The 24734-nt window shown below is 53.5% G+C and carries 24 protein-coding genes; 1 reads left to right on the top strand and 23 read right to left on the bottom strand.

Annotation, left to right across the window (positions count from 1 at the left end; translation table 11 throughout):
• Positions 1-14: 14 nt before the first annotated feature.
• The 15 genes from ald to DEP07_RS23415 all read right to left on the bottom strand — a co-directional run bounded on the left by ald (position 15) and on the right by DEP07_RS23415 (position 18534).
• On the bottom strand, positions 15-1145 hold the full coding sequence (ald, locus tag DEP07_RS23345) for an alanine dehydrogenase (RefSeq protein WP_173599143.1): 1131 nt from the start codon (positions 1143-1145) through the stop codon (positions 15-17).
• A gap of 116 nt (positions 1146-1261) precedes the next feature.
• Positions 1262-1726 carry a ferric iron uptake transcriptional regulator gene (gene fur, locus DEP07_RS23350; RefSeq protein ID WP_063226868.1) on the bottom strand — a complete coding sequence of 155 codons (465 nt, stop codon included), beginning with the start codon at positions 1724-1726 and terminating at the stop codon, positions 1262-1264.
• 94 nt (positions 1727-1820) lie between these two features.
• Positions 1821-2447 (bottom strand): stage II sporulation protein M, encoded by a 627-nt coding sequence (gene spoIIM, locus DEP07_RS23355; RefSeq protein ID WP_122965874.1) that lies wholly within the window; start codon positions 2445-2447, stop codon positions 1821-1823.
• A 66-nt stretch (positions 2448-2513) separates the two neighbouring features.
• Positions 2514-3683 (bottom strand): endonuclease Q family protein, encoded by a 1170-nt coding sequence (locus DEP07_RS23360; protein WP_173595782.1) that lies wholly within the window; start codon positions 3681-3683, stop codon positions 2514-2516.
• Positions 3683-4246 (bottom strand): NUDIX domain-containing protein, encoded by a 564-nt coding sequence (locus tag DEP07_RS23365; RefSeq protein WP_122965898.1) that lies wholly within the window; start codon positions 4244-4246, stop codon positions 3683-3685. The genes DEP07_RS23360 and DEP07_RS23365 overlap by 1 nt, the downstream gene beginning before the upstream one ends.
• A gap of 157 nt (positions 4247-4403) precedes the next feature.
• Positions 4404-5612: a DUF3866 family protein gene (locus tag DEP07_RS23370; protein ID WP_280648296.1), complete on the bottom strand. Its 1209-nt coding sequence runs from the start codon at positions 5610-5612 to the stop codon at positions 4404-4406.
• A gap of 118 nt (positions 5613-5730) precedes the next feature.
• Positions 5731-6852, bottom strand: coding sequence for a M20/M25/M40 family metallo-hydrolase (locus tag DEP07_RS23375; protein ID WP_122965870.1), 1122 nt, complete (start codon positions 6850-6852; stop codon positions 5731-5733).
• Positions 6853-6959: 107 nt separating this feature from the next.
• Positions 6960-7397: a methylmalonyl-CoA epimerase gene (gene mce / locus DEP07_RS23380; RefSeq protein WP_173595780.1), complete on the bottom strand. Its 438-nt coding sequence runs from the start codon at positions 7395-7397 to the stop codon at positions 6960-6962.
• A 346-nt stretch (positions 7398-7743) separates the two neighbouring features.
• Positions 7744-9882 (bottom strand): copper amine oxidase N-terminal domain-containing protein, encoded by a 2139-nt coding sequence (locus DEP07_RS23385; RefSeq protein ID WP_287103101.1) that lies wholly within the window; start codon positions 9880-9882, stop codon positions 7744-7746.
• Between the two features lie 249 nt (positions 9883-10131).
• Complete coding sequence (locus tag DEP07_RS23390; protein ID WP_280648295.1) at positions 10132-11505, bottom strand: dihydrolipoamide acetyltransferase family protein; 1374 nt, start codon at positions 11503-11505, stop codon at positions 10132-10134.
• A gap of 21 nt (positions 11506-11526) precedes the next feature.
• Positions 11527-12510 carry an alpha-ketoacid dehydrogenase subunit beta gene (locus tag DEP07_RS23395; RefSeq protein ID WP_063226862.1) on the bottom strand — a complete coding sequence of 328 codons (984 nt, stop codon included), beginning with the start codon at positions 12508-12510 and terminating at the stop codon, positions 11527-11529.
• 13 nt (positions 12511-12523) lie between these two features.
• Positions 12524-13516 carry a thiamine pyrophosphate-dependent dehydrogenase E1 component subunit alpha gene (locus tag DEP07_RS23400; protein WP_063226861.1) on the bottom strand — a complete coding sequence of 331 codons (993 nt, stop codon included), beginning with the start codon at positions 13514-13516 and terminating at the stop codon, positions 12524-12526.
• Positions 13517-13533: 17 nt separating this feature from the next.
• Entirely contained in the window at positions 13534-14955 is a 1422-nt protein-coding gene (gene lpdA, locus DEP07_RS23405; RefSeq protein WP_280648294.1) for a dihydrolipoyl dehydrogenase, read from the bottom strand.
• A gap of 202 nt (positions 14956-15157) precedes the next feature.
• The gene (locus DEP07_RS23410) at positions 15158-16249 is read right to left on the bottom strand and encodes a Glu/Leu/Phe/Val dehydrogenase dimerization domain-containing protein (protein WP_063226859.1); all 1092 of its coding nucleotides are present in this window, start codon (positions 16247-16249) and stop codon (positions 15158-15160) included.
• 209 nt (positions 16250-16458) lie between these two features.
• Positions 16459-18534: a sigma 54-interacting transcriptional regulator gene (locus tag DEP07_RS23415; protein ID WP_122965866.1), complete on the bottom strand. Its 2076-nt coding sequence runs from the start codon at positions 18532-18534 to the stop codon at positions 16459-16461.
• A 173-nt stretch (positions 18535-18707) separates the two neighbouring features.
• On the opposite strand from DEP07_RS23415, the gene DEP07_RS23420 reads away from it, so the two are divergent.
• Positions 18708-18968 carry a DUF2627 domain-containing protein gene (locus DEP07_RS23420; RefSeq protein ID WP_063226857.1) on the top strand — a complete coding sequence of 87 codons (261 nt, stop codon included), beginning with the start codon at positions 18708-18710 and terminating at the stop codon, positions 18966-18968.
• 40 nt (positions 18969-19008) lie between these two features.
• Here the strand turns inward: DEP07_RS23420 and DEP07_RS23425 are convergent, their stop codons facing one another.
• The 8 genes from DEP07_RS23425 to DEP07_RS23460 form a co-directional block, all read right to left on the bottom strand.
• A complete protein-coding gene (locus tag DEP07_RS23425; RefSeq protein ID WP_287103171.1) occupies positions 19009-19872 on the bottom strand; it encodes a UDP-N-acetylmuramyl pentapeptide phosphotransferase in 864 nt (287 codons plus the stop codon).
• Positions 19869-20552, bottom strand: coding sequence for a glycosyltransferase family 2 protein (locus DEP07_RS23430; protein WP_287103104.1), 684 nt, complete (start codon positions 20550-20552; stop codon positions 19869-19871). Before DEP07_RS23430 ends, DEP07_RS23425 begins: the two co-directional genes overlap by 4 nt.
• Entirely contained in the window at positions 20539-21096 is a 558-nt protein-coding gene (locus DEP07_RS23435; RefSeq protein ID WP_217021757.1) for a copper transporter, read from the bottom strand. Before DEP07_RS23435 ends, DEP07_RS23430 begins: the two co-directional genes overlap by 14 nt.
• Positions 21097-21105: 9 nt before the next feature.
• Positions 21106-22278 carry a putative cytokinetic ring protein SteA gene (gene steA, locus DEP07_RS23440; RefSeq protein WP_287103105.1) on the bottom strand — a complete coding sequence of 391 codons (1173 nt, stop codon included), beginning with the start codon at positions 22276-22278 and terminating at the stop codon, positions 21106-21108.
• 112 nt (positions 22279-22390) lie between these two features.
• Positions 22391-22567: a DUF2759 family protein gene (locus DEP07_RS23445; RefSeq protein WP_122965862.1), complete on the bottom strand. Its 177-nt coding sequence runs from the start codon at positions 22565-22567 to the stop codon at positions 22391-22393.
• A 121-nt stretch (positions 22568-22688) separates the two neighbouring features.
• Positions 22689-23480, bottom strand: coding sequence for a class I SAM-dependent methyltransferase (locus DEP07_RS23450; protein ID WP_287103106.1), 792 nt, complete (start codon positions 23478-23480; stop codon positions 22689-22691).
• Between the two features lies 1 nt (position 23481).
• The gene (locus DEP07_RS23455; RefSeq protein WP_122965860.1) at positions 23482-23856 is read right to left on the bottom strand and encodes a VOC family protein; all 375 of its coding nucleotides are present in this window, start codon (positions 23854-23856) and stop codon (positions 23482-23484) included.
• Positions 23840-24643 (bottom strand): class I SAM-dependent methyltransferase, encoded by an 804-nt coding sequence (locus tag DEP07_RS23460; protein WP_287103107.1) that lies wholly within the window; start codon positions 24641-24643, stop codon positions 23840-23842. The genes DEP07_RS23455 and DEP07_RS23460 overlap by 17 nt, the downstream gene beginning before the upstream one ends.
• Positions 24644-24734 lie beyond the last annotated feature (91 nt).

Consider the following 24734-nt stretch of genomic DNA (forward strand, 5'->3'; position numbering starts at 1 on the left):
TCGCCCATTCTGCCCTACAGCGGCAAGTCCTGCAACACATCATCCAGAGGGGTGTACGGCAAGGACAAGGAACGGGCAACGGCTTCGTAAACGATATGGCCGTTCAGCACGTTGACGCCTCTCGCCAAAGCACGGTGTTGGGCAATCGCCGCCCGGTACCCTTTGTTTGCCAGCAACAGCCCGTACGGCAGCGTGACGTTGGACAGCGCAATCGTCGAGGTGCGCGGCACAGCTCCCGGCATATTCGCGACCGAGTAGTGGACAACGCCGTGTCTGACATACGTAGGATCACTGTGCGTAGAAATCCGGTCTACCGTCTCGATGGAGCCTCCCTGGTCAATCGCCACATCGACAATGACAGAGCCAGGCGTCATGGACTTGACCATTTCCTCTGTGACCAGCCGCGGAGCGCGGGCGCCGGGAATGAGCACCGCGCCGATCAGCAAGTCTGCGCGCCTTACCGCTTCGGCAATATTGTACGAGTTGGACATCAGCGTATGCAGTCTGCCGCCAAATATCTCATCCAGCTCGCGCAGCCGATTCGCATTAATATCGAGCAGCGTAACGTTCGCTCCCAGCCCGATTGCCATCCGCGCCGCATTCGTTCCGACGATGCCACCGCCGACGATGACGACATGACCGGGCAGTACGCCAGGCACTCCTCCCAGGAGAACGCCTTTGCCACCGTGCGGCTTCTCCAGGAACTGCGCTCCGATCTGCACAGACATTCTCCCCGCCACTTCGCTCATCGGCATGAGCAAAGGCAGGGCACCGCTGTCGGTTTGAATCGTCTCGTACGCAACCGCCACCACCTTTTTCGCCCGCAACTGTTCGGTCAATTCCCGTTCAGGGGCGAGATGCAGATACGTAAACAAGATTTGATTTTCCCGAAAATAAGCGTACTCGTCTGGCAACGGCTCTTTTACCTTGCAAATCATGTCCGCCTTTTTCCATACTTCCTCAGCGGACGGCTGAATTTCGGCCCCGGCTGCTGCGTAGTCTTCATCGGTAAAGCCGGAACCGACACCTGCTTGCGTCTCCACCAGCACGCGATGTCCCGCTTGCTTGTAGGAACTTGCACCAGCAGGCGTCAGTCCGACGCGATTTTCATTGTTTTTGATTTCTTTTGGCACACCAATAATCAAAAGCCATCTCGCCTCCTGTCTCCATGTACTGTTTTAGGATGCCACAGGAAAACGCAGGCCATTACAAAAGCTCTCCCGGAAAAAGAAAAAACTTCTCCGTTCCCAGAGAAGTTGGCTTATTTGAAGTCCTCTACGTTCACTTTATCGATGCAGCGGCTGCAAACGCCGTAAAAGGTAAGTCGGTGGTCGGTAATAGCAAAGTTATAAACATTCTTGACCTTTTCTTCTGCACTGACAAGCAAGTCTTCAAAAATTTCGTCCACGGTTCCGCAATTGAGGCAGATCAGGTGATGGTGGTGGTAAGCTGCGTTGTCATCGCGCAAATCGTATCTCGCTACCCCATCGCCAAAGTTCATTTTATGAAGGATTTTCAAGTCGCTCAAAAGCTCAAGTGTCCTGTATACAGTAGCAAGCCCGATTTCCGGAGCTTTATCCTTCACCAGCAAATAAACATCTTCCGCGCTCAAGTGATCTTCTTCGTTTTCCAGCAAGACGCGAACAGTGGCTTCACGCTGTGGTGTCAGCTTGTAGTTCTGTGAATGCAACTGTTGCTTGATCTTCTCTAATTTTTCTTCCAACATTAATGCCCCTCCCCGCTCGCATGAAACCTGTTCCTATTATAGTAGAGGGGCGTCGAATAAGTCAAATGCATAAGTTATTACCTGATAATAATTCTTAATTAATTACGAGCTGCATCAGCCTCGGTGAAACAAAAGTCTCGAACAAAGCAGCCAGCGTCAGCACGCCGAGCATCGATATGACAAGGACGGTGTAGCCCATAAAATGTGGCATGATCCCGTCTCGCTTGCTTAACAACCGGGTTTGAATCAGCCGCATGGAAAAAGAAATTCCGCTTACACCTACAATGAACAAGGCCGGGACGACGAGCAAGTTTTGCGGGAGAACGCCCAGCATGGCGAACGTTACTCCTTTCCACTGCAACTGGCTGACCAAAAAGCCGACAGTAAATCCGATGACGACCCCTTTGAGAAACAGCATCAACAAAATCATTGGCAGGCCGATGATGGACAAGCCCAATACCCACATGATCGCAACTGTCTTCGAATAATGCCCGAACGACTGCTGAAAATGGGCGCTCGTTTCCGGGATGCCGCTTGTGCTCAGGCTGTTAAAAAAATATTGGAGAAATCCGTACAACTCCTGCTTTTGCGAGAGCGGCAGCGAGTTGACGAGCACAGCACCGAAGATGATCCCCATGGTAAACAGGACGATCGTAAACCAATAGAGCGACTGATGTTCTCTCATATAGGATTGGATAGTTTGTCCGACTCGTGAACGCACGGTTCGTCCCCTCCCGCTTCGCTGATTACTGTACAGCTTATGCGCCGGGGGTGGCGACTATGACCGCTATGACAAAATCACCTTTCCGTAAGTACCCGCGCCGCCTTTTTGCACGTTCAACGATCCGTCCCTGCCCGCGACAATGAGCTTGGCGATTTTTTCTCCGACGACCTTTGCCAACTCGTCCTCCGTGGCTCTATGCACCACATTCATTTGCGTCCCGAAGGCTTGGTACAGCTTCTCAAGCAGTTTCGGCCCGATTCCGGGGATAAACTCCAGCGGAAACTGCTCGATATAAGGAGGACGAAACGCAGGGTGCGCTCCCGCCTCCCGATCGGCCAACTCATCAATGCGGGCTGCCACACCCCGCACAATCCGCTTGTGACCGCACTCCGGGCATCTCCCCGCAGCATCGGCCGGCAAGAGCGACTGGCAGCCTTGGCAAGCCGTCTGATGATATTTGCCCAGTTGCGGATGCAAACCGTAGTTGACCGCAACAGCTCTGCCGTCCTGGCGGCGAATCGCCTTTTCCCATTCGGCAAAAGAACGCTCAGCCATGCGGATGCTCTGATACTCCCTGCCAATTTTCCCGAGCGAATGCGCGTCCGAATTGGTGAGAAACGTTTTGGTGTGCAGCTCGGACAACCGATCCGCCATGTCCGTATTGGCACTCAGCCCAAGCTCCACAGCATGTACCAAGGTTGGGTCCAGCACGTCAGCCAAATGATCGGTACAACTGCCGTACAGCCCCTTGTGCGGCGTAAAAATATGGGCAGGAATCAACAGGCCGCCAAGGTGCTCCACCCATTCCTGAAGCTCGCGCAAACGCGCCGACACACGCTGCGAGCTTAACTGGACATTTTTGCAGCGCTGCGAGAGCCAGCGTGTCCATTGCTGCATGGCGCAAAGCGTCGGCAAGTAGACAAGAAAATGCGCTTCTCCCCTGCCCGGCTCCTTGATTTCCAGTTCGCAGCCCAAGATGAGCATCGTTCCCTTGTACAAAATCCCTCCGTGCTCGTGCTCCGCCGCTACACCCGCTTCCAGAAGGGACAGCAGCTCGTCCTGCACCTCGGGCGAGTGCGAATCAATGATCCCGATGACGTCCATGCCCTTTTTTTCCGAAGCTTCCTCCAATATTTTGGTCAGCGTCATCTGCCGTGAAGCCGTTATTTTCACCGGCTTGCCCGTCCACGTGCCGCCAATATGGATGTGCATGTCGCAAAAGTAGTTGTGCATCAGCCCTTCAACTGCTCTCTCAGCAATTTGTTCTCCCAGGCAAACAAGGCTACGACCGTTTTGGCATCGCGAATCTCCCCGTTTTTATGCAACTCGCGCGCCTCCTCCAGCGTCAATTCGAGGGTGTCCACAAATTCGTCCTCGTCCGGCTTGCTCTCGCCCTTTGTCAGCCCTGTAGCGACAAACACATGCAAAAGCTCATCGGCAAATCCCGGAGACGTGTAAAAAGCACTGAGCGGCTCGTAATGGCTCGCCACATAGCCTGTCTCTTCTTCCAGTTCGCGCATGGCGCAAGTCAACGGCTCCTCGCCCGCTTCCAGCTTACCCGCCGGGATTTCCACGATCGTTTGCTCCAGCGGCTTGCGGAATTGGCGTACAGCTACGAGCTTGTTATCGTCGGTCAAGGCGAGAACCGCAACAGCCCCCGGATGATTGACAATCTCGCGCTTCGCCGTGTTTCCGTTAGGCAAAAGCACGTCATCCACTTTCAGTTTAATGATTCGCCCTTCGTAAATCGATTGGCTGGCAATCGTTTTTTCGTACAAATGATCTTGCTTGCTCACATTCATCATCCTTTTTTCAGCTTGGCGTTCTAAATCCACTTGTCCCTCCATAAGTTGGGAGCATGAAGCTTGTCCACCCTATTGTATCGGAGGAGATTGTGGATGAAAACCTATGTCAGCGAAAAGCAATTGCGAATGGTCGGGAAAGCTTGGGAAATCAAGGCTGCTCTTCGTTCCTGGTCAAGTAAAGACCTAACGCTTCAAGAGTACCTGACGAAACGGGCAAACGCGGCTCGCCGTTAGCAGCGAGCTTGCCGCTTTGCATGCTTTTTCCCAGCATATCTGCCGCCAACACAGCGGTTTGAAACGGCACGCAGTCCACTTCCCAGCTTCTGCCCATCGTAGAAAAGGACAAGCCGTGCCTTTGCTCCAACGCCTTCAAACGCTCGCTTGCAGGAGCCTTGCCTCTGACCAGAACGTGTTTGGCGGAACTGTTGACAATCGCCTGCGCCTGCTGCTCAATGAGACAATCGCGCTCGTCTCCGAGAACAGGCAACGTCACGATTGTCGGCGCCAGGGCAAACCGCCCCAAAATTGCGGTCGTATGATGGCTGATTCCGTAATGCCTGCTGCGCTGGTCAGCAAAGCTGATGCGCGGGATAAAAAAAGGGGTCCCGCCAAGAGCCGACACGGCGTGAATGACTTCCGCCAGTTGAACGCCGGAAAATCCGTACACTGTACCCGTACCTGCGACGCCAGGCCCAAGCATGCACAGGATGACATCTGCCTTTTCCACATGACGTGCGGCCAGCAAACCGCTGTGAATCGTCACCGCCTCGCGATTTCCTCCCCAGGCGTGTCCAGTCGTGACTGTCGCTGTCAAATGGCCTGCTCGCGACAACTGCCGGACGTGCTGGCTGAAAGCAATCGGCAGCGAAGCAGCGTCAGGCATCACATAGACGATCCGCAACTGCGGATGCTTCTCTTTTAAGGCAAGAACAGCTGGCGGCAACAAGCTGTGCAGCTCTCCGATCAACACAGGCGTACCTTCCAGCGTCAAGTCTGCCTGCAAAAACAGCTCATGAAAAGGGCTTGCCTGTTCTTCCACGGCATCCACTGCCAATTGCCACGGGGAATAACGCATTTTCATAATATGCCCCCATTCGCTCGGAGCCACATCACAATCGACTTCCCCGGCGCTTTTGCCCACGACCAGATGAAATCCGCCTGTCCCCAACTGCAGCTGAAGCGCTGTCGTGTTGAGCAAAAGATTGTCTCCTGGGGAGTATTCCTCCCGGGCAAAAGAAATCGCCTTTTGCGTTTGCAGGCTTCCCGCTTCTTGCCTGCTCAGCTTTACCTCCAGCACTTGCATGCCTGTTTGCCGCTCCAACACGCGAATGACCGTACCCGTTGCCAAATGCAGCATGCTCTTCCCCCTCGTCCGCTCCTTCCTACAGTGTATGACAGACCACGATTGTCCCAATCATCCAACCCGAAAAGAAGCAAAAAAGCGGAACCCTCTGAAGGATTCCGCCACCTGTCGTTTACTCTTGTACTTCTGCGATGATCGCCAGCACCAGTTCTGCCGCTTTGTTCAGCTCGGAGATTGGCATGCGCTCGCTTTTCGTATGGATTTCTTCATAACCGATCGCAAAGTTCACGCTCGGAATGTTGTATCCGTTGAATACGTTGCCGTCGCTGCCTCCGCCACTTGCAACCAGCTCCGGATTGCGGTCAATACGCTTCACCGCTCCAATCGCTTTGTTTACAACTGGGGTAGATTCATCGAATTTGTAGCCATGGTACATGAAAATGACTTCGTTCTCGCACGTAGCGCCCATCTCGGCAGCCGCTTCCTCGAATGCCGTCGTCATTTTTTTCACTTGCGCTTCCAGCTTGTCCATGACCAGGCTGCGCGCTTCCGACCAGATTTCCACATAGTCCGTAACGATGTTGTACGCCCGGCCACCTTCAAAACGACCGATGTTCGCAGTCGTGTCCGCATCGATGCGCCCCAGAGGCATGCGGGAAATCGCCTTGCTAGCAACAGTAATCGCACTGATTCCATCCTCTGGATTCACGCCAGCGTGAGCCGCTTTGCCGTGGATTTTGGTGATGATTCTGTACTGCCCAGCACCTGCAACGGTGATTTTGCCAACCGGACCTTCGGAGTCGAGAATGAAGCCCATCTCCGCTTTCAGCAGGCTGGAATCCAAAGCGCGGGAACCTACCAGGCCGGATTCTTCCCCGACTGTCAGAACAACCTGGATCGTTGGATGCGGCAGGTTTTGTTCCTTCAGCGTGCGAATGCCTTCAAAAATCGCAGCAATGCCGGCTTTGTCGTCCGCTCCCAGAATGGTCGTGCCATCGGAGTATACATAGCCATCGCGGATTTGCGGTTTGATCCCGTTTCCTGGCACTACCGTGTCCATATGGCTGCTGAACAAAATAACCGGGCCGTTTCCTGTGCCTTCCAAGGTAGCAATCAGGTTGTTGGCGCCGTGTCCTGTTTTCGCTGCCGCATCGTCTTCTTGGACGGTAAAGCCCATCTCGATCAGCTTTTCTTTCAGCACTTTGTTTACGGCTGCTTCGTTTTTCGTTTCGCTGTCAATTTGCACAAGCTCCAGAAACTCGTTTAGCAAACGCTCTTCGTTGATCACACTCACACTCGTTACCTCCCGATTACTTGCCCGATTTTGGTACATATTCACAAGTTCCAGTATACCGCAAAAAATTTTTTTCTACTACGAAATCACTCGCGATTCTTTTTCACTCATTGCTCGTCCACATGCGAATTTTCGTTTTTCGGGTATTGGCACAGCTCGTACAGCACTCCGCCAGCCGCTTTTGGATGCAAAAACCCGATCAGGGCGTCATGCGCACCTGTTTTGGGTGTCTCGTGAATGAGCGGCACTCCCTGTTCCTTCAACTGCTGCAAACGGGTTGTGACGTCGTCTACATCCAGTGCGATATGGTGGATTCCTTCTCCCCGCTTCTCGATGAACTTGGCAATCGGGCTGTCTTCGCCAAGCGGCTCCAAAAGCTCAATTCGGCTTTCTCCGATTGCCAGAAACGCTACCTTGACCTGCTCGCTTTCTACCACTTCTGATCCTACCAATCGCAAGCCCAACTGCTCCGTGTAAAAAGGAAGCGTCTTCTCCAGACTCTTTACCGCGATCCCGATATGGGCAATTTTGTTTGGGGTGCTCACAGCCATCATCCTTTTTTCAAATGGTTGTCTCGAAAGCGACATTTCGGTACAATCCTGTTGAGGTCATTCGATCGTACTTTTTTTATTCTAGCATAGCCAGGGTCGAAATTACCTGATCTTTTCCTTTTATTTGGGCATTTTCCGATCTGAAAGGAGGTTTTTTCTGTTATGAAATTTCAATCCCTGTTCGCAAAAATCCTCATCGGGTTGTTGATTCTCTCCCTGATCATCCCAACGTTCTTTTACTATCTGTAAGCGGCGAGACTCAACTGTCTTGCAAGCAAAAACCCCCTGCTGCAGCCTTTGTCAAGCTGTGCAGGGGGTTTCTCGTTTTGTTGCCTTGTTTTTATTTGTAGACAAACACGCTGGATGTTTTCGCATCCCAGCCTACTTTATAACCGAGGTTATCGGTTACCGTACGGATTGGAACCATCGGCATGCCATTGTTCAAAACAACTGGCGCAGGGAGCGTAATTTCTTGAGCGCCCAGCTTCGCTTTATTGGAGCCAACAGTAAACTTCAACACTTTTGTGCCGCTGATTACCGCGACGTCTTTGTTGTTCCATTGTGTAGTCAAGGACAGCGCTTCTTTGAAAAATTGCGCAGGCACCATTGTCGTGTTGCCATTCACAATCGTAGGCGCTACTTGCAGCGGATACGCTTTTCCGTTTACGGTGAAGTTCGCAGTACCTACTTTGAACAGAGCCGCATTTGCAGGCACAGCTACAGAAGGTTGTGCTGGCTGAGCAGGTTGAGCTGGAGCAGGCATACCTACACCTACCGCCCGTGCAAACAGCAGACCTTTTTCTTCAGAGGTAAACACGCTGATGCTGTAAGTGCTTTTCACCGCTGGATTCACGATATTCGCAGCTGCATTGATGCTGATGTTCGCCGCAGTGGCAGCAGGGATGTCCTGCGATGGGTAAATCAGCACATTTTGGCCGCGCACAGCAACATAGTTGGCTGCCACGCCGTTCACAGACACGTTCGCCGGAGCGATGTAAGCCGGAACTTTGTAACCTGCCGGGAATACAAGCTCAACGAAATCGCGTTGCTTCACAAGCCCTACACCCAATGTTTTGATTGCCACATTGACGCCTGTCGCTTTTCCAACCGCTGTGGAAGTCAGACCGATCGTCGCAGTGCTGTTGTTCACTGTGGTGTTCGGCACTGGAGTCGGCGTTGGGGTTGGAGTCGGATTTGGCGTTGGATTTACCGAAGATCCGCTAACAGAAAACGATTTGGATTCCAAAGTGCGGCCTGCAACCGTTGCTTTGAGCGTGTAGCTACCCGCCGATTTCGGATTGGTGATCCATGCTCCCACAGCAACAACGACTTTCACTTCGCTGGTCGAAGAGAAGTTGGAAGGAGCTGTTACGTATACTTTGTTGCCCGCAGCGCTTACACGCTTCGCCGTTTTTCCGTTCAATGTAAATTCGGATGCGCTCAAGATGCCTGGCACCATGTCGGAAGAAGGAAATTCCAAAATGAGGTCTTCGTCCGCTCGGAGCTGTTTGTTGCCGAAGTCCGCATCAAAAGTGTAGCTGGTGCGCGCGCCAGCAGCTGGATCAGACAAATTGACGGAGAAAGCACTGGTAGCCGTGCTGGTGCTGGAACCGGATTTGGTGATCTCGAATTTTTCGGACTCGTATGTAACTCCGTCGTACTTCACTTTGAATGTATATTTGTCAGCACTGCTCGGATTTTCAATACCAGCCGATTTGCTGAACTCGATGGTCATGTAGTCATCTCCGTCAACGGAGCTTGGAACTTTGATTTCCACTTCGCCTTTACTCACGCTGACAGACTTGGCAGTCGTTCCGTTGACTTTGACATCGCTCGAATCAATGCTGGACGGCAGCATGTTTTTGTCTGGGAAAACTACAGTGATGTATTCGTTCGTTTCCAGTTCGTCGCTGCCTTTGAGCGAGATTTTTCCCAGCTTGATGCTGGTTTCATCGCCAGCTCCCTTGGAACCGAGCGAAACCGCGTAGTCACTGCTTGAACCGCTGCTAGAGCTGGAGCTGCCGCTCTTTTTGATTTCGATCTCGCCGGTATCTTCATCGTCGTCATTGCTAGTACCTACGGTGACATCGTACGTGCCTTTGCTTTTCGGGTTAGTGATGCCGGAAGTGATATCGATGGTAATTTTTCCAGCGTCAACACTTTCGTTTACCGTGATTTTGATTTCATTGCTGCTGACTTTTACGGTTTTTATGTCGAAATCGGCATCGATGTCGCTTTCGTCGATGTTTTTGCTGATTTTGAAATCAGAGTCAAATTCGATTGTGATGGAGTCGCCTTTTTCCAGGTCGTCCTTCATCGTAAATTTAATCGTGTACTTGCTATCTTCATCTACCCCGTCATCTTTTGCCGTGACAGACACCTTGCTTACGGCATGCGCCTCTTGCGGTACAGCAACAAAAGGTGTAGCGGCCAGCGCTGATGCCAGCACTAATGGTAGTGCTTTTTTACTTTTCTCCATGTTTTTCCTCCCACATTTGCCTATAATCTGGAAATTTTTCTCTAGCAGGTCGCTACCAGTTTACCATAAATGATATCTGGTGGGAATCTCTTCTATGGAAGATTCGAGACCCATTGGCTACTATTGCTAAGACGATGTCGCCCGCGAAAAAGTTACAGTCCAAAAAGAAACAGCTCAAAAATTTTTATCAAGCAAAAAACCAGGTCTGCTTCGACCTGGTTGCAGGGTGTAACCCGTCCTTCGGCAAAATCAGTACAGCTTGGTGTCCGGCCCGATGCTCTCCAGCTTCTGCTTCACGCTTTGCAGGAAACGTCCGCAAATGAGCCCGTCGAGCACGCGGTGATCCAAAGACATGCACAAGTTCACCATCGAACGTACCGCGATCATGTCGTTGATGACAACCGGGCGTTTTACGATGGATTCCACGCTGAGAATCGCTGCCTGTGGTGCATTGATGATCGGCTGGGACAGAACAGAGCCGAAAGACCCGGTATTGTTCACGGTGAACGTACCGCCAGTCATGTCGTCCATCGTCAGCTTGCCGGCGCGCGTGCGCGCAGCCAGATCGTCAACCGACTTGGCGATGCCCAGGATGGATTTTTGATCGGCATCCTTGATGACAGGCACATACAGGGCATCTTCTGTCGCAACGGCGATCGAGATGTTGATGTCTTTTTTCACGATGATCTTGTCATTCGCCCAGGTGGAATTGATCATCGGAAATTCTTTCAGCGCTTCCACGACCGCCTTGATAAAGAACGGCAAGAAAGTCAGATTGAGCCCTTCTTTTTTGGCGAACTCAGATTTGGCCTGGTTGCGGAAGTTGACCAGATTGGTTACGTCCACCTCGATCATCGTCCAGGCATGCGGAGCTTCGTGCTTGCTCTGCACCATGCGGCTGGCGATCGTGCGGCGGATAGGCGTCACCGGAACGACTTGATCGCCGCTGGCAACCGGGATGTCGATTGAAGCTGCTGGTGTCGCAACTGGAGCAGCGGTCGCTTGTGGTGCAGGGGTTGTCGCAGCAGGCGCAGGCGTTGCCGCCACTGGCGCTTGGGCAACAGCTTCCACTACTGGTTCAGCAGGTTTTTGACCACCTGCATCAATGATTGCTTGCACGTCCTTGCGCGTAATGCGCCCTCCCGCACCCGTGCCTGCGACGCGCGACAAATCAATGCCATGCTGCTGGGAAAGCATCATCACAGCAGGAGAATAACGTTGCTTAGGCCCTTCGTTTCCAGCTGCCTGTGGAGCAGCGGCAGAAGCAGATGGCACCGAGATCGCTGCCACCGCAGGCGCTGCGCTTGGTTGGCTGGCTGCCACGGCTGGTGTAGCTGGGGCAGCCGCCTCAGCTGCCGGACTCGCTTGCTCCGCCGATCCTCCGCCACTTTCTTCGATATATAGAATCAACGTTCCGACTGCTACAGTTTCTCCTTCCGCAACCACGATCTCCGTTACCCGACCGGATACGGTAGAAGGAACTTCCGCATTCACTTTGTCCGTCGTCACTTCAGCCAATGAATCGTATTTTTTGACGGTATCGCCAACATTGACCAGCCATTTGCTGATAGTCCCCTCGGTTACACTCTCACCCAGTTGGGGCATAAGTACTTTCGTTGCCATGACCTGTGGTCCTCCTCGCCTTTAAAAGTTGGCCAACTCGCGCATTGCTTCCAACACTTTATCCGGATTCAGCATGAAAAATTTCTCCATCGGAGGACTGTACGGCATTGCAGGTACATCCGGTCCGCACAGACGTTTGATTGGCGCATCGAGATCGAACAGGCAATGCTCGGCAACGATCGCCGCCACCTCTCCGCCGACTCCGCCCTCTTTGTTGTCTTCGTGCACGATCAGCACTTTTCCGGTCTTGGAGGCAGCTTCTGCAATCGCTTCCTTATCCAATGGGTACAAGGTGCGCAAGTCGAGAACATGCGCGCTGATACCTTCCTGTGCGAGCTTCTCGGCTGCTTGCAGGCAGAAGTGCAGGGCGAGTCCGTAAGAAATAACCGTAATGTCCGTACCTTCACGCTTGACGTCCGCTTTTCCGATCGGCAGGACATAGTCGTGCTCAGGCACTTCGCCTTTGATCAGGCGATAGCAACGCTTGTGCTCGAAAAAGAGAACCGGGTCCTCGTCGCGGATCGCCGCTTTGAGCAAGCCTTTTGCATCGTACGGGGTGGACGGAGCCACCACTTTCAGCCCAGGGATATTCGTAAACATCGCTTCCACCGACTGCGAGTGATAGAGAGCGCCGTGCACGCCGCCGCCGAATGGAGCCCGGATCGTGAGCGGGCAATTCCAGTCGTTGTTGGAACGGTAGCGCATCTTCGCCGCTTCGCTGACAATCTGGTTGACGGCTGGCATGATGAAGTCGGCAAACTGGATTTCCGCAATCGGCCGCATGCCGTAAGCAGCCGCCCCGATCCCTACCCCGACAATCGCCGATTCAGCCAGCGGAGTATCAATCACGCGCTCCTCGCCAAATTCATCAATCAATCCATTGGTCGCACGGAATACGCCACCGCGTACCCCTACGTCTTCTCCAAGAATAAACACATTGGGATCGCGACGCATTTCTTCCCGCATCGCCATCGTAATCGCATCAATAAACGAAATGACTGCCATGAAAGATCCCCCCTTAGTTCCCGTATACGTGAGTCAATGTCGATTCAGGTGTCGGATATGGTGCGTTTTCCGCATACTCGGTCGCTTCGTCCACTTCCAGCTGCACACGAGCCAGCATATCCGCTTCTGTATTTTCATCGAGCAAGCCGATTTCTCTCAAGTAAGCCGCGAAAACGATCAACGGATCTTTTTTCTTCGCTTCTTCGACTTCTTCACGCGTGCGATAGACGCGGTCGTCGTCGTCACTCGAATGGGGAACCAGACGGTACATGACCGCTTCGATCAAGGTTGCTCCTTCACCGCGACGAGCGCGATCAACAGCTTCCTTCATGACGCGATACACTTCAATCGGATCGTTGCCGTCTACGCTGACACCCGGGAAGCCGTAGCCAAGAGCGCGGTCCGCCACGCTTTCGCAAGCCAGTTGCTTCTTCAATGGAACAGAGATAGCGTACTTGTTGTTTTCACAGAAAAAGATGACCGGGAGCTTGTGCACGCCCGCAAAGTTGGCACCCTCGTGGAAATCCCCCTGGTTGCTGGAGCCTTCCCCGAAAGAGGTGTACACGACAAAATCTTTGTTTTGCATTTTGCCTGCCAAGGCCATGCCCACCGCATGCGGCACTTGGGTCGTAACCGGGCTGGAACCTGTCAGGATGTTGTATTTTTTACCGCCGAAGTGACCAGGCATTTGGCGGCCGCCACTGTTCGGATCTTCTGCTTTGGCAAAAGCGGAGAGCATGCAATCACGGGCAGTCTGACCAAATACCAGCACCAGGCCGAGATCGCGATAGTACGGGCACAAGAAGTCTTTGTCCGTCTCCAGAGCGAAAGCTGCTCCTACCTGTGCTGCCTCCTGACCCTGGCAGGAAATGACGAATGGCACTTTGCCCGCCCGATTCAACAGCCACTGGCGTTCGTCAATTTTTCGCGCGAGCAGCATGTAATAGTACATGTCCAGAACTTGCGCATCTGTCAAACCAACTTGTTCATGCCGTTTGGTTGTCATTGTGGATACCCTCCTTGCTAATTGTGAATCGCTTTTCCATCGACGGCCAATGCCGCTTCCATAATCGCCTCTGAGAGAGATGGATGCGGATGGATGGTCTGTCCAATCTCCCATGGCGTCGCATCCAGTACCCGGGCCAAGCCCGCCTCGGAGATCATGTCGGTCACGTGCGTACCGATCATGTGAACCCCTAGCAAATCATTCGTTTTGGCATCAACGACCAACTTCACAAAGCCGTCATTCTCGCCATGGATCAGTGCCTTGCCCAATGGCTTGAAGCTGAATTTGCCTACCTTTACTTCAAAGCCTTGCTCGCGCGCCTCTTTTTCCGTCAAGCCGACATTCGCCACTTCCGGACGGCTGTACGTGCATTTGGGAATCTTCGTGTAATCGAGCGGATGCGGATTCAGCCCAGCCATGTGCTCGACAGCCAAAATTCCTTCGTGCGAAGCAACGTGAGCCAGCTGCAAGCCGCCAATCACATCGCCAATGGCATATATATGCGATTCTGCCGTCTGGAAATGTTCGTTGACCACGACGACTCCACGCTCGATCTTGATCTCGGTCGCTTCGAGGCCGATGTTTTCTACATTGGCTTGGCGGCCTACCGAGACGAGAACTTTTTCTGCTTCAAAACGGTCGACGCCGTTTTTCGTCTCAGCCGAAATGCTGACTTTGCCCTCGCCTTTTTCCAGCATCTCGGGAAGCACCTTCGCCCCTGTGACGATGTTGACTTTGCGTTTTTTCAGCAAGCGAGCCAGTTCCTTGCTCACTTCTTCGTCTTCGAATGGCAAAATGCGATCTGCGTACTCGACAATCGTCACATCGACGCCAAAGTCGTTCAGCATGGACGCCCACTCGATTCCGATCACGCCGCCTCCGACGATCACGACCGACTTCGGCAACTGTTCCCACTGGAGTGCCTCGTCGCTCGTCACTACATAAGAGCCGTCAATGACCAGCCCAGGAAGCGTACGCGGGCGGGAACCCGTCGCGAGCAGCAAAAAGCGCGGCACGATCATTTCCTGATCGCCGTTTTCTTTTTCAATGCGGACAGCACCTGCTTGCGGCGAAAAGATGGATGGCCCCATCACGCGACCGAAGCCTTCGAAAATCGTGATGCTGCCTTTTTTCATCAAGTATTGAATCCCTTTATGAAGTTGGTCGATAATGCCTTGCTTGCGCTCCTGGATTTTGCTGAAATCATAGCCAACCGCGCCTGCCGATACACCGTATTTGTCCGCTTCCTTCAAGGTCGAAAATACTTCTGCGCTGCGCAAAAGCGCTTTGGACGGAATGCAGCCGCGATGCAGGCACGTTCCACCCAGCTTTTCTTTTTCCACAATCGCGACTTTCATTCCCAACTGGGACGCACGGATCGCTGCTACATAGCCGCCGGTTCCTCCACCGAGAACGACCAGATCAAATTCTTGTGACATGCTTGAGCTCTCCTTTCATAGAAGCGCCTTCACGCATTGGCGAAGACAGTCGAAAAAGCTGGTTGCTGCTCTTTTGTGGCGTTTGCCTACGTTTTTATGAGAATGAGAATATTCTAAGAACAGAGGATATGTACCCCCTGACCGCCCATTCATCGAGAAAAAGAAAGAGCGGGAGCAGGGGAATGGTTTCATTTAGGAACGATTAGCGGTGGTAAACCGTTTTTCCGTTTTGCAGGAAAGTATTGCGGGATTTGCCCACGCTGGCAATGCGCTCTTCTGCCATGCGGTCAGCCGCCTTGTAGGATGGCATGCCGTCGCGCTCAGCAATTTCGTACACTTTCAAGATCGTGTCGTAGATGGTTTCTACTTTTTTCAGGGCGCGCTCGCGGTTATAGCCTTGCAGTTCGTCAGCCACGTTGATAACGCCGCCTGCGTTGATCACATAGTCTGGCGCGTAGATCAGACCCATTTCGTGGATTTGATCGCCGTGACGCTCTTCTTTCAGCTGGTTGTTCGCCGCACCGGCAATTACTTTTGCTTTCAACAGCGGAATGGTGTCGTCGTTGATGATCGCACCAAGCGCGCAAGGAGAGAAGATGTCGCACTCTACGCCAAAGATGTCGTTGACGCCAACTGCTTTTGCTCCGAAATCGTTGACAGCGCGGTTTACGTTTTCTTCATTGATGTCGGTTACGATCAGGTGTGCGCCTTCCTCATGCAGGTGGCGGCACAGGTTGTATGCCACGTTTCCTACACCTTGTACAGCAACGACACGGCCGGACAAGGAATCAGATCCGAAAGCGAGCTTCGCAGATGCCTTCATACCGCGATATACCCCGTAAGCTGTTACCGGAGACGGGTTGCCGCTGGAGCCGAATGCAGGAGAAACGCCTGTTACGTAGTCTGTTTCCAGGTGGATCATGTCCATGTCAGCAACAGTCGTACCTACGTCTTCTGCTGTGATGTAACGGCCATTCAAGCCTTGGATGTAACGGCCGAATGCGCGGAACAGCTCTTCACTTTTATGCTGGCGCGGATCTCCGATGATCACGGCTTTACCGCCGCCGATATTGAGGCCAGCAGCAGCATTTTTGTAAGTCATGCCGCGACCGAGACGCAGTACGTCGATGATCGCTTCTTCTTCGGTTTTGTACGGCCACATGCGCGTGCCGCCCAATGCTGGTCCGAGTGTCGTATCATGAATGCAAATGATTGCTTTCAAACCGGAATTTTCGTCTTGGCAAAATACCAGTTGCTCGTAGTCGTACTTTTGCATGTAGTCAAAGATGTTCAATGAAGAAACCTCCCTAGTCTCATTCTTCTGGGTTAACAGTGGGCTCCGTGTGGAGAATTTCCCGTCAAGCAGTTTATGCAAAAGTCATGCCAACACCCTCTGCGTTTTGAAAGCGCTTTATTATTAGGGACGTGGATGAAATCTCCATCCGTCAAGTGTGCATGTTTTTGCATGGTCGCGCAGGAATTTGCATGCAAAAAATTGCACACTTAATTTCTTTCTTCCTGCTCATCCATGATTCCCAATTTTTCCATCTTGTAATACAAACTGCGAATGGCAATTCCCAACCGCTTCGCCGCCACGGTCCGGTTCCCTTTGGCCGCAGCCAGCTCCCGGATGATATGCTGACGTTCTGCTTCCTCCATCGCTTGCTTCAATGTTTTCCCTGTGGAGCTTGCCGTCACTTCTGCTTCCTGGCGGGCATGGCTTATTTTCCGCTCCAGCGGGGGCAAATGCTCAGGCAAAATGGTGCGCTCATTGATGCGCATATGTATCATCGCCCTGCCCAAAACGTTCTCCAGCTCCCGCACATTGCCCGGCCAATGATAGGACAACAGCATTTGCAACGTTTCTTCGTGCAGCTCCTCGACATTGCGGCCGTATTCCAGATTCGCCTTGCGCAGCAAGTACATCGCAATCGGCTTGATGTCTTCCAGGCGCTGTCTGAGCGGAGGAATATGGATGGGCACCACATGCAGGCGATAGTACAAGTCTTCCCGAAATTTCCCGGCTCCTATCGCCGCTTCGAGATTCACATGCGTGGCTGCGATCACCCGGACATCGATGTTGATCGGTTTCGTACCGCCGACCCGGACGACTTCGCGCTCTTGCAGGACGCGCAAAAGCATGACCTGCATCCCCATGGACAGCTCACCGATTTCGTCTAAAAATATCGTGCCTCCGCTTGCTTCCTCGAACAATCCGCGCTTGCCGCCGCGCCTCGCACCCGTGAAAGCCCCTTCCTCGTAGCCGAACAGCTCGCTCTCCAGCAAGCTTTCGGAGATCGCTGCGCAGTTGACGCGGATAAACTGGTTGTACTTGCGCTCGCTCGCGTTGTGGATCGCATGGGCAAACAGTTCCTTACCCGTGCCGGATTCGCCGCGCAGCAGCACGGTGGCTGGCGTCAACGCCGCCTTTTTTGCTTGCTCGATGGCGCTTTTCATCTGTTCGCTGTAGCCGATAATATCTGCGAAGCTGTATTTCGCCTCCAGCGTTCGGATGATCCGTCTCGCTTTTTCCAGTTCCTCGGTCAGCCGCTTGAACTCGGATACGTCGTGAATGACCCCGACGCTGCCTTTCAACTCGCCATCAACCACGACCGGAGCGACGTTCACCACGACGTCCTTGCGCTTGGGGCCGAGCTTCATCGGCACGCCCCTGACAGGCCGCTTCGTCTTCAACACTTGCATGTGCATGCTGTCGCCTTCGGAGATATCGACTGTAGCCGGCTTGCCGATAATATCGTCCGGCGAAAGCCCGGTCAGTCTCGTGTAGGCCGGGTTGATTAACAGACCGATGCCGTTTTGATCCACGACAGAAATCGCTTCGTCGGAAGACTGAATAATCGCTTGCAGCATGCTTTGCAATTCTTTCAGATCGGTCACTTCCTCCGCCAGCGCCATGACCTCGGTAATGTCGCGGAAAATCGCTACGGCTCCCACTACTTCTCCCTTGTCGTTTCGCACGGGAACGCGGTTCGTAATGATTCTCGTCTGATTGGGCAAAATCTGCTCCTGATTCAGTTCAGGACAGCCCGTCTCTAATACAATATGTAGTCTGGTGTTGGGTATACGCTCGGATACTTTTGTATCCAGCACTTCGCTTGCTTCAATGTCCATCAAGCGTTCTGCCGCTTTGTTGAACAACGTGATAATGCCTTGCCGATTGACCCCGATAATCGCATCGTGCGTGGAGTCGAGCATCGTTTCCCGCTCCCGCTGGTTTTGCATCATGACGGCAATCAGCTTGTCACGCTCGCGAATGAGCCGCATGACAATTCTCGTAAAGGTCCCTGGGATGAGCACCGTCTTGTCCTGCTTTAGCTGCCTGAGGTGCTCGTATTCGTTCAAGTCGCCCGTCGCTTCCAAAATGACGTCCAGCTCGTCGTCCAAATAAGGCCGATAATCCGTATCGACCTTGATTCCAAACGATTTCGCCAGGGCAATTCCGGGAGCGTCAGGCCGATGATCCACTACGGCTACAATTTTCAGCCTGTCCATCTGGTTCAGCATCCGCAGCAGAGCCGTTCCGCCTCGTCCAGCACCTACTATAAGCAGCTTGTGCATGCGCTAGACCCCTCACTTTTCATCTTACTCGTTACCATTGTACTGCAACAAACCGTTGATGGACAGGCTCTTCTCCCTAACGTGCGCTCGCTCGTGTGCACACACGGACTTGTGGACAAGCAACCAGGCATTCGCTATGATGAAGAAATGAGAGAGAAAGGTGTGAACCACCAGTGATCGTACAGAAAGTCATTGCCCTTTTAATCATGGTCATCCCGGCTGCGATTGCCATGTACGGAATCAAGCTGATCCGTGATGCTTTCTTTTATTCCACGGCACCCGATGTGGGTTTCATGTGGGGTCAACTGATCCTCGGCGTGCTTGCTCTGGTCATCCCTATTTTGTTTATTGCGGGCTTCATTTTACACCATGAACGAAAAAAAAATCGGGTTCAGCCCCGCTTTATGATTCGCGAGCCAGAAGACGACGAGTAGAACAGGCAGGTAATGATCTGCCTGTTTTTTAATGCCCCGTTCATCTCCCCCACTCATCCAGCCTGCGCAACCACGCCTGTCGTTCAATGACCCGCGAAAAGGACACAAACTCCGCCGCAACCTGCAACGTCACGAACCCGGCGAGAAATGTCACTTGCCACAAAAGCGGTACGGTCGTCACATACAAATAGCCGATGGAAAATCCAAGCGCATTTGCCCCGGTATCCCCGAGCATCATCCTGCCTCCTGCGTCGTGCGGAAACAACAGGACGCTGGCCACGAGAAGTGGCAGCAGGAACAGCCAGACAAACAACGCTTCCTCTGACGTCGCCGCAAGCACCCCGACAGCGATCGCCATGCAGACGAGCAGCCAATACACTTTGATCGCCCGCCCCGGTCTTAGGTCAAACAAGTTGAGGATGTTCGGAGAAATCGCCAGCAAGCCGCAGGCGACCAGCCAGGCGAAAATGTCGCTGGTGAGGAAGAGCGAGACAGCCACTGCGGTAAGCCCTCCGCCGATCAGCTTCCACATGCCGCTGGTCACTCGCCTTTCTTGCCACAAGACGCGAAAATGACCGCGAAAGCCTTTTGTCGCGCCATCGTTGGAGCGGTCGTCGATCCAGCCCCAGCAAGCCATTGCCGCCATTCCGCATGCAAGAAGAATGCCGTGCAGCAGCACAGTCTGGAAAGCCGCTGTCCACGCCTCCCAAAAAAGCTGGACGGCTGTCGAAAGCAGCGTGCTTGCTACAAGCACCAGCCCTCCCGCCGTAAGCACTTGTTCTCCAGCGTAATTGAATCGAGTCATGCCCTGGTTCAACAGAAACCGCGAAAAAAACGCGAGCAGCGGGCGATGCCAGGCGAGCGGCAAGCCTAGAGCGAGCGCAAGCCCGAGGACGACCTTCATCTCCAAGCTTTTCCCTCCCACCACTTTCGGCACAACGTCCTGCCGATTGCCACAAATTCTTTGCCGCGATGAGCGTAGCCTTGCCAGTCGTTGCCTGTTTCCCGATGCTGAAACAAGACGGGCACTTCGTGAATGCGGTACCCTGCCCGCAACGCATCGACTGTAAGCCCGACCTCGATGCCAAAGCCTTTGTCGACTTTGCCGAGATGGGCCAGCAAGTCGCGGCGCATGGCTCTTTGCCCGGACAAGGGCGCTCGCGCTTCAAAGCCGGTCAGCCATTTGATCCCTTGATGAGCGAGCCCTTTTGCCAGGCCCATCCCGGCCTTTTGCTTGGGCGGCGGCAAAATCGCCACGGTCATGTCGCAGGCGTCAGCCAAAAGCGGAGGGAGCAAATGCTCAGCCTCGGCAGCACTTTCCCGCAAGTCTCCATCCAAAAGCATGATCACATCGCCACGCGCGCGCTGCCAGCCCAGTTGGACAGCCGCCCCTTTGCCCAGGTTGTACGGGTGGGATATCACCGTATCTGCCCATTTTTTGGCCAAGGTCGCTGTCTCATCCTCGCTGCCGTCGTCCACGACGATCAGCTCATCGCAAAAGAAGCGTTCGCGAATCGCCCGCAGCGTAACGCCAATCGCCTCTGCTTCGTTATAGGCCGGAATGATGACGCTAACTTTTCTCACGCGCTACCCTCATTTCCGTCAGTCGCTGCTGCATTTTTTCCAGCAAGGCCCACTGCTTGCCGACCGAGTCCGGCACTTGCTCGACCAGCAGCCATTTCCCTGCTGTCGCCCCTTGTTGCAGCCAGTGCGGCGGCTGCTTGGCAACGACGAGCAACAAACCGTCTTCCCACGACTTGCCCTGCTCGTAAGGAACAACCTCAACCCCCATGGCGTGCATCAAGCGGGTAATAGGCCGGGCTTCCTTGTCGCCCTCCTGCCAGACGTATACCTTTTTTCCTCCCAATTCATTGCCGTAGCGCATCGCCATCATGTGGACGACTTCCTCGTTGCGTTGCTCGACTTCCTGAAGCAGCCGATTGATTTGCTGCTTCAAGTCCTGGTTGCTTTTGAGTGCCCGGTCGTACTTCGCCTCCATTTTCAGCAAAATTTCTTGAGCGCCCTGGGAAAACCAGGGATGTCCCGCTGTTCCGCCCAGCAGGATACCGACTCCGAGAGCGATGAATACAGCAGCCAGTGTAATCAGGTGATGCCGGAAAGAAATCATAGCGCCTCCTTAGAAAGCCCATGTCCGCCATTGCGTCCAGAGCATTTGGGCAGCGTGGCGGGCAATCGGATTGACCATCAAGGCTGCCGTAACGGGCAAAAGCATCGCAGCGAGACACCAGCCCCACAGCTTCCACGACCCGGAAGGCTGGTACAGCTGACTGACCCCTTTGGCGTCGATCAGCCTCGGTCCGATTTTCGTCCGCACCAAAAGCGTGCTCGCCATCCCTTTGCGTCCCTTTTCCAGAAAATCAATCATGTTCGTATGCGCCCCGATCGTCACAATCAGCTCGGCCTGATTTTCGTAGGCCAAAAGCATGGCGACATCTTCGCTTGTCCCCGGAGCAGGTAGCACGTGGTGAGCCATCCCCAGCCGCTCGACTCGCGCTTTCCCCGGCGCAGTGCCGTCCACATAGGCATGCACAACGATTTCTGCACCGCATTGCAAAGCTTTATCAGAGATGCTGTCCATATCGCCTACGATCAGGTCGGGCTTGTACCCCGATTGCAACAGCGCGTCCGCGCCACCGTCGACTCCGATCAAAACCGGATCGTATTCGCGGATGTACGACGAGAGCGTCTGCAAGTCTTCCCTGTAGTGCTTGCCGCGCACAACGACCACGACATGCTTTTTTTCCAATGGCGTTTTCAGCGGCGTGGCGTGCAGCGGCTTCAGAAACAAGTCTTTTTCTTTTTGCGCGTAAAGCAGCGTGTTATCTATAAATAAAGAAAGGGTGTCATCCAGTCTGCTTTGCGCCTCGGCCCATTTGCTGACCACGACGTCCATTCTTACTTCGCGAAGCGGCAGCACCATTTCCCATTGCGCTTCTCGCCGCAATTCCAGCCGGCCATCGCGGATCGCGGCATCCTGGCCGTCCCACGCTTCCCAGGCTGTCGGGATCGGCTGGGCTGAATCGGACTCTGCCTCAAACAAAGCCACGCCCGCGCCAAGCAACAATCGCGCTCCTTCGGCTGGATACTGTCCGGTCATAAAAGGGGCAAGATTGACAATCACCCGCGTTCCCGCTTCCAATAGCGATCGCGCTGCCATTTCATCCACATCCGGATGATCGATGACAGCGATCTGGTGGGGGTGGAGCCGCTTGCAAAGCTGCTTCGTTTTTCGATCCGCAGCAATCACTCCCGTATAGGTAAGAAAACCGCGGCTTTTTCGCTTGCCCATCTTTTCCACCTCCAGCCATTAGTATGCTAAAAATTTCCTCGGAGCATGCAAAAAAAGAGGCTGTGCATGTATCGCACAACCTCTCTTCTGGCGGAAACGCTGGCCTGGTCGACTAGGCTCCCTTGGTTATGTAGTAAATAATCAAGCCGTCAGCAAACAGGAATACTACCAGCGAAACCACGCCAAATCCGATCGCGAATTTGTTCTTCGCCTTGATCGAGTTAAGACAGCCCCAAGCAATAAAGAACGTGAAGACGAACATCAGGAAATCAAACAACACAATCTTCATGTACGACAACTCCTTCACCATGATGACGCTAACCGATAATACAATGGCAATATTATTATATCTCCTTGCCTATTAAGAGACAAGCATATCCAAATTTGTGACAAACAAATTCACAATTCCTTTATTTTATTGTGCCACAAATGTTTTTGCCTATCCAGATGCTCCAGCGGTCTTGTTCATAAATCGGTTGTTGTCCTGCCATTTTCGCAGAAATAGCGGAAATCAGTTGCTCCAGCTCGCCGTCTGTCAATTCATGCAGCAAGGAACGGCCTTTGCGCGAGCGCAAATCGGCCTGCAAAACAGCGATGTCGTCATACACACGCCTGACCTCCCACAGCGAACGCATCTGGATTTGCTCCAGCCCTGCCTGCTGCATGGCTTGCCTTACTTGCTGTTCTTTTGGTCGCCGTTTTGCCTCCACTTCCAGCAAGCGCGGGAATTGCTCGAAAAAATAACCGCGCAAGTGCTCAGGCGAAGCCGGAACAGCACAGTCTTCCAGCGTCCGATCTTGGATCAGGCAGATTCCGTCAGGTGCGAGGATGCGCTTCACCTCGACGAAAAATCCGTTCAGATCGTCAAGATGGTGGATGAGCGCTCTGGCAAAAACAATATCCGCGCTTCGCTCCGGCAGTCCTGTGTGCAGGGCGTCACCATGGACAAACGAGATGCCCGGTTCGTCTGCACACTCTTTTTGCGCCGCTTCCAGCATGACCTGCGAAAAGTCGACTCCTGTGACGCTGCCTGCCCCCAGCTTTGCCCATGCCTTGCTGTAAATCCCGCCACCGCAGCCAAGATCGACCACCCGTTTTTGCGAAGGGTCGACGATGGAGAGCATCGTGCTCGCCCATGTGTCGTCTGCCGCTCTGCCTGTATAGCTTTCCTTATTTTCCTGCGCGTGGAAATCCATTTTCATGCTACTTCGCCTCCATGAACTCCAATCGGTTGCCGAATGGATCTTCGGTGAAAAAGCGGATCAGTCCAGGAATCTCGTCGTCGAGCCGGAGCGGGACGCCTGCTTTTTCCAAGTGGGCGATCAGCGCTTCAATATTTTGCACAACAAAGGCAGGATGCGCCTTTTTCGCGGGAATAAAACCTTGTTCAATCCCGAGGTGAATCAACTGCGCTCCACAGCGAAACCAGGCTCCTCCCCGCGCCCGAAGCTTTTCCGGCTTGGGCACTTCCGGCATCCCGAGCAATCCGGTGAAAAAGCGCCGCGCCTCCTCCTCGGCTCCCGGTGGCGCTGCGAGCTGAATGTGATCCAATCCTACCCATTCAAATGTTTGTGTCATGTTGTGTTCCTCCCTGTTTTTGGCACATGACCATCCATTCGTCAATCTGGTAGGTCATGACTCTTCCTTGCTCGATCTGCAATCCTACATAAGCTTGGATGTCTTTCGGGGCAGCAAGCAGCATCTGCTCCACGGCTTTTTCTTGCTCGGGCGACTCGGACGTTCTTTGCACCCACGGCAAAAAGGCAAATGGCTTTTTGCGTAGCCGTTGCTTGCACTCGACCAAATCATGCGCGCTGTGCAGCTCTCTCCACTCCGTGACAGAAAGGCAGCGAACGTGGCTCGGATCGCGTGTTTGCTCGACAAGGTTCACGAAGCTTGCCAGCTCGTTTGCTTCCGGCGAAACGTTGTCGATAAAAAGGAACCAGCCGCCCGGTCGCAGCACGCGACTGACTTCCCGGACAAAAGCGCTCGGGTCGGGGAAATGGTGAGCCGCGATCCGGCAAGTGACCAGATCGAACGACTCGTTCAGAAACGGCAGCGACTCCGCGTCAGCCTGGACGTACAAAATGTTGTTTTCCGCCTGGTTGGCTTGTGCCGCCGCTGCAAGCATAGGGCGCGTCAGATCCGTTGCCACTACTTGCGCAACGTGCGGCGCAAGCGTCCTGGCGACATGCCCGCCACCTGTGGCGATGTCGAGCACCTTCCAGCTTGTCTGCGGAGCGAGCCATTGCACCAAAAGTTGCAAGTCATCTCCTTGGGCGTGTGTCTTGCTTTCTACATACTGCTGCGCATTTTTGCCGAATTGCTCTTGTACCGCGTGTTTTACTTCATCGCTTCTATCCATCGTTCCACCTCCTGCTTGTATTCTATTCCAATCGTTGGCGGTTTTGTTATAGAATACTGATAACCAGTTATCGAGTTTTTAGATAGGAGGG

The sequence above is a fragment of the Brevibacillus sp. genome, assembly GCF_003521185.1.
In the GTDB taxonomy this organism is placed as follows: domain Bacteria; phylum Bacillota; class Bacilli; order Brevibacillales; family Brevibacillaceae; genus Brevibacillus; species Brevibacillus parabrevis.

What these genes read in the sequence shown, in the direction of transcription:
- DEP07_RS23395 (WP_063226862.1), bottom strand. Translation starts at nt 12,510, where the DNA reads ATGGCAGTCATTTCGTTTATTGATGCGATTACGATGGCGATGCGGGAA.
- DEP07_RS23435 (WP_217021757.1), bottom strand. Translation starts at nt 21,096, where the DNA reads ATGATTTCTTTCCGGCATCACCTGATTACACTGGCTGCTGTATTCATC.
- lpdA (WP_280648294.1), bottom strand. Translation starts at nt 14,955, where the DNA reads ATGTCACAAGAATTTGATCTGGTCGTTCTCGGTGGAGGAACCGGCGGC.
- DEP07_RS23390 (WP_280648295.1), bottom strand. Translation starts at nt 11,505, where the DNA reads ATGGCAACGAAAGTACTTATGCCCCAACTGGGTGAGAGTGTAACCGAG.
- DEP07_RS23425 (WP_287103171.1), bottom strand. Translation starts at nt 19,872, where the DNA reads ATGAAGGTCGTCCTCGGGCTTGCGCTCGCTCTAGGCTTGCCGCTCGCC.
- DEP07_RS23370 (WP_280648296.1), bottom strand. Translation starts at nt 5,612, where the DNA reads ATGCTGCATTTGGCAACGGGTACGGTCATTCGCGTGTTGGAGCGGCAA.
- DEP07_RS23400 (WP_063226861.1), bottom strand. Translation starts at nt 13,516, where the DNA reads ATGACAACCAAACGGCATGAACAAGTTGGTTTGACAGATGCGCAAGTT.
- DEP07_RS23455 (WP_122965860.1), bottom strand. Translation starts at nt 23,856, where the DNA reads ATGACACAAACATTTGAATGGGTAGGATTGGATCACATTCAGCTCGCA.
- DEP07_RS23415 (WP_122965866.1), bottom strand. Translation starts at nt 18,534, where the DNA reads ATGCACAAGCTGCTTATAGTAGGTGCTGGACGAGGCGGAACGGCTCTG.
- fur (WP_063226868.1), bottom strand. Translation starts at nt 1,726, where the DNA reads ATGTTGGAAGAAAAATTAGAGAAGATCAAGCAACAGTTGCATTCACAG.
- DEP07_RS23360 (WP_173595782.1), bottom strand. Translation starts at nt 3,683, where the DNA reads ATGCACAACTACTTTTGCGACATGCACATCCATATTGGCGGCACGTGG.
- DEP07_RS23460 (WP_287103107.1), bottom strand. Translation starts at nt 24,643, where the DNA reads ATGGATAGAAGCGATGAAGTAAAACACGCGGTACAAGAGCAATTCGGC.
- steA (WP_287103105.1), bottom strand. Translation starts at nt 22,278, where the DNA reads ATGGGCAAGCGAAAAAGCCGCGGTTTTCTTACCTATACGGGAGTGATT.
- DEP07_RS23445 (WP_122965862.1), bottom strand. Translation starts at nt 22,567, where the DNA reads ATGAAGATTGTGTTGTTTGATTTCCTGATGTTCGTCTTCACGTTCTTT.
- DEP07_RS23385 (WP_287103101.1), bottom strand. Translation starts at nt 9,882, where the DNA reads ATGGAGAAAAGTAAAAAAGCACTACCATTAGTGCTGGCATCAGCGCTG.
- DEP07_RS23450 (WP_287103106.1), bottom strand. Translation starts at nt 23,480, where the DNA reads ATGAAAATGGATTTCCACGCGCAGGAAAATAAGGAAAGCTATACAGGC.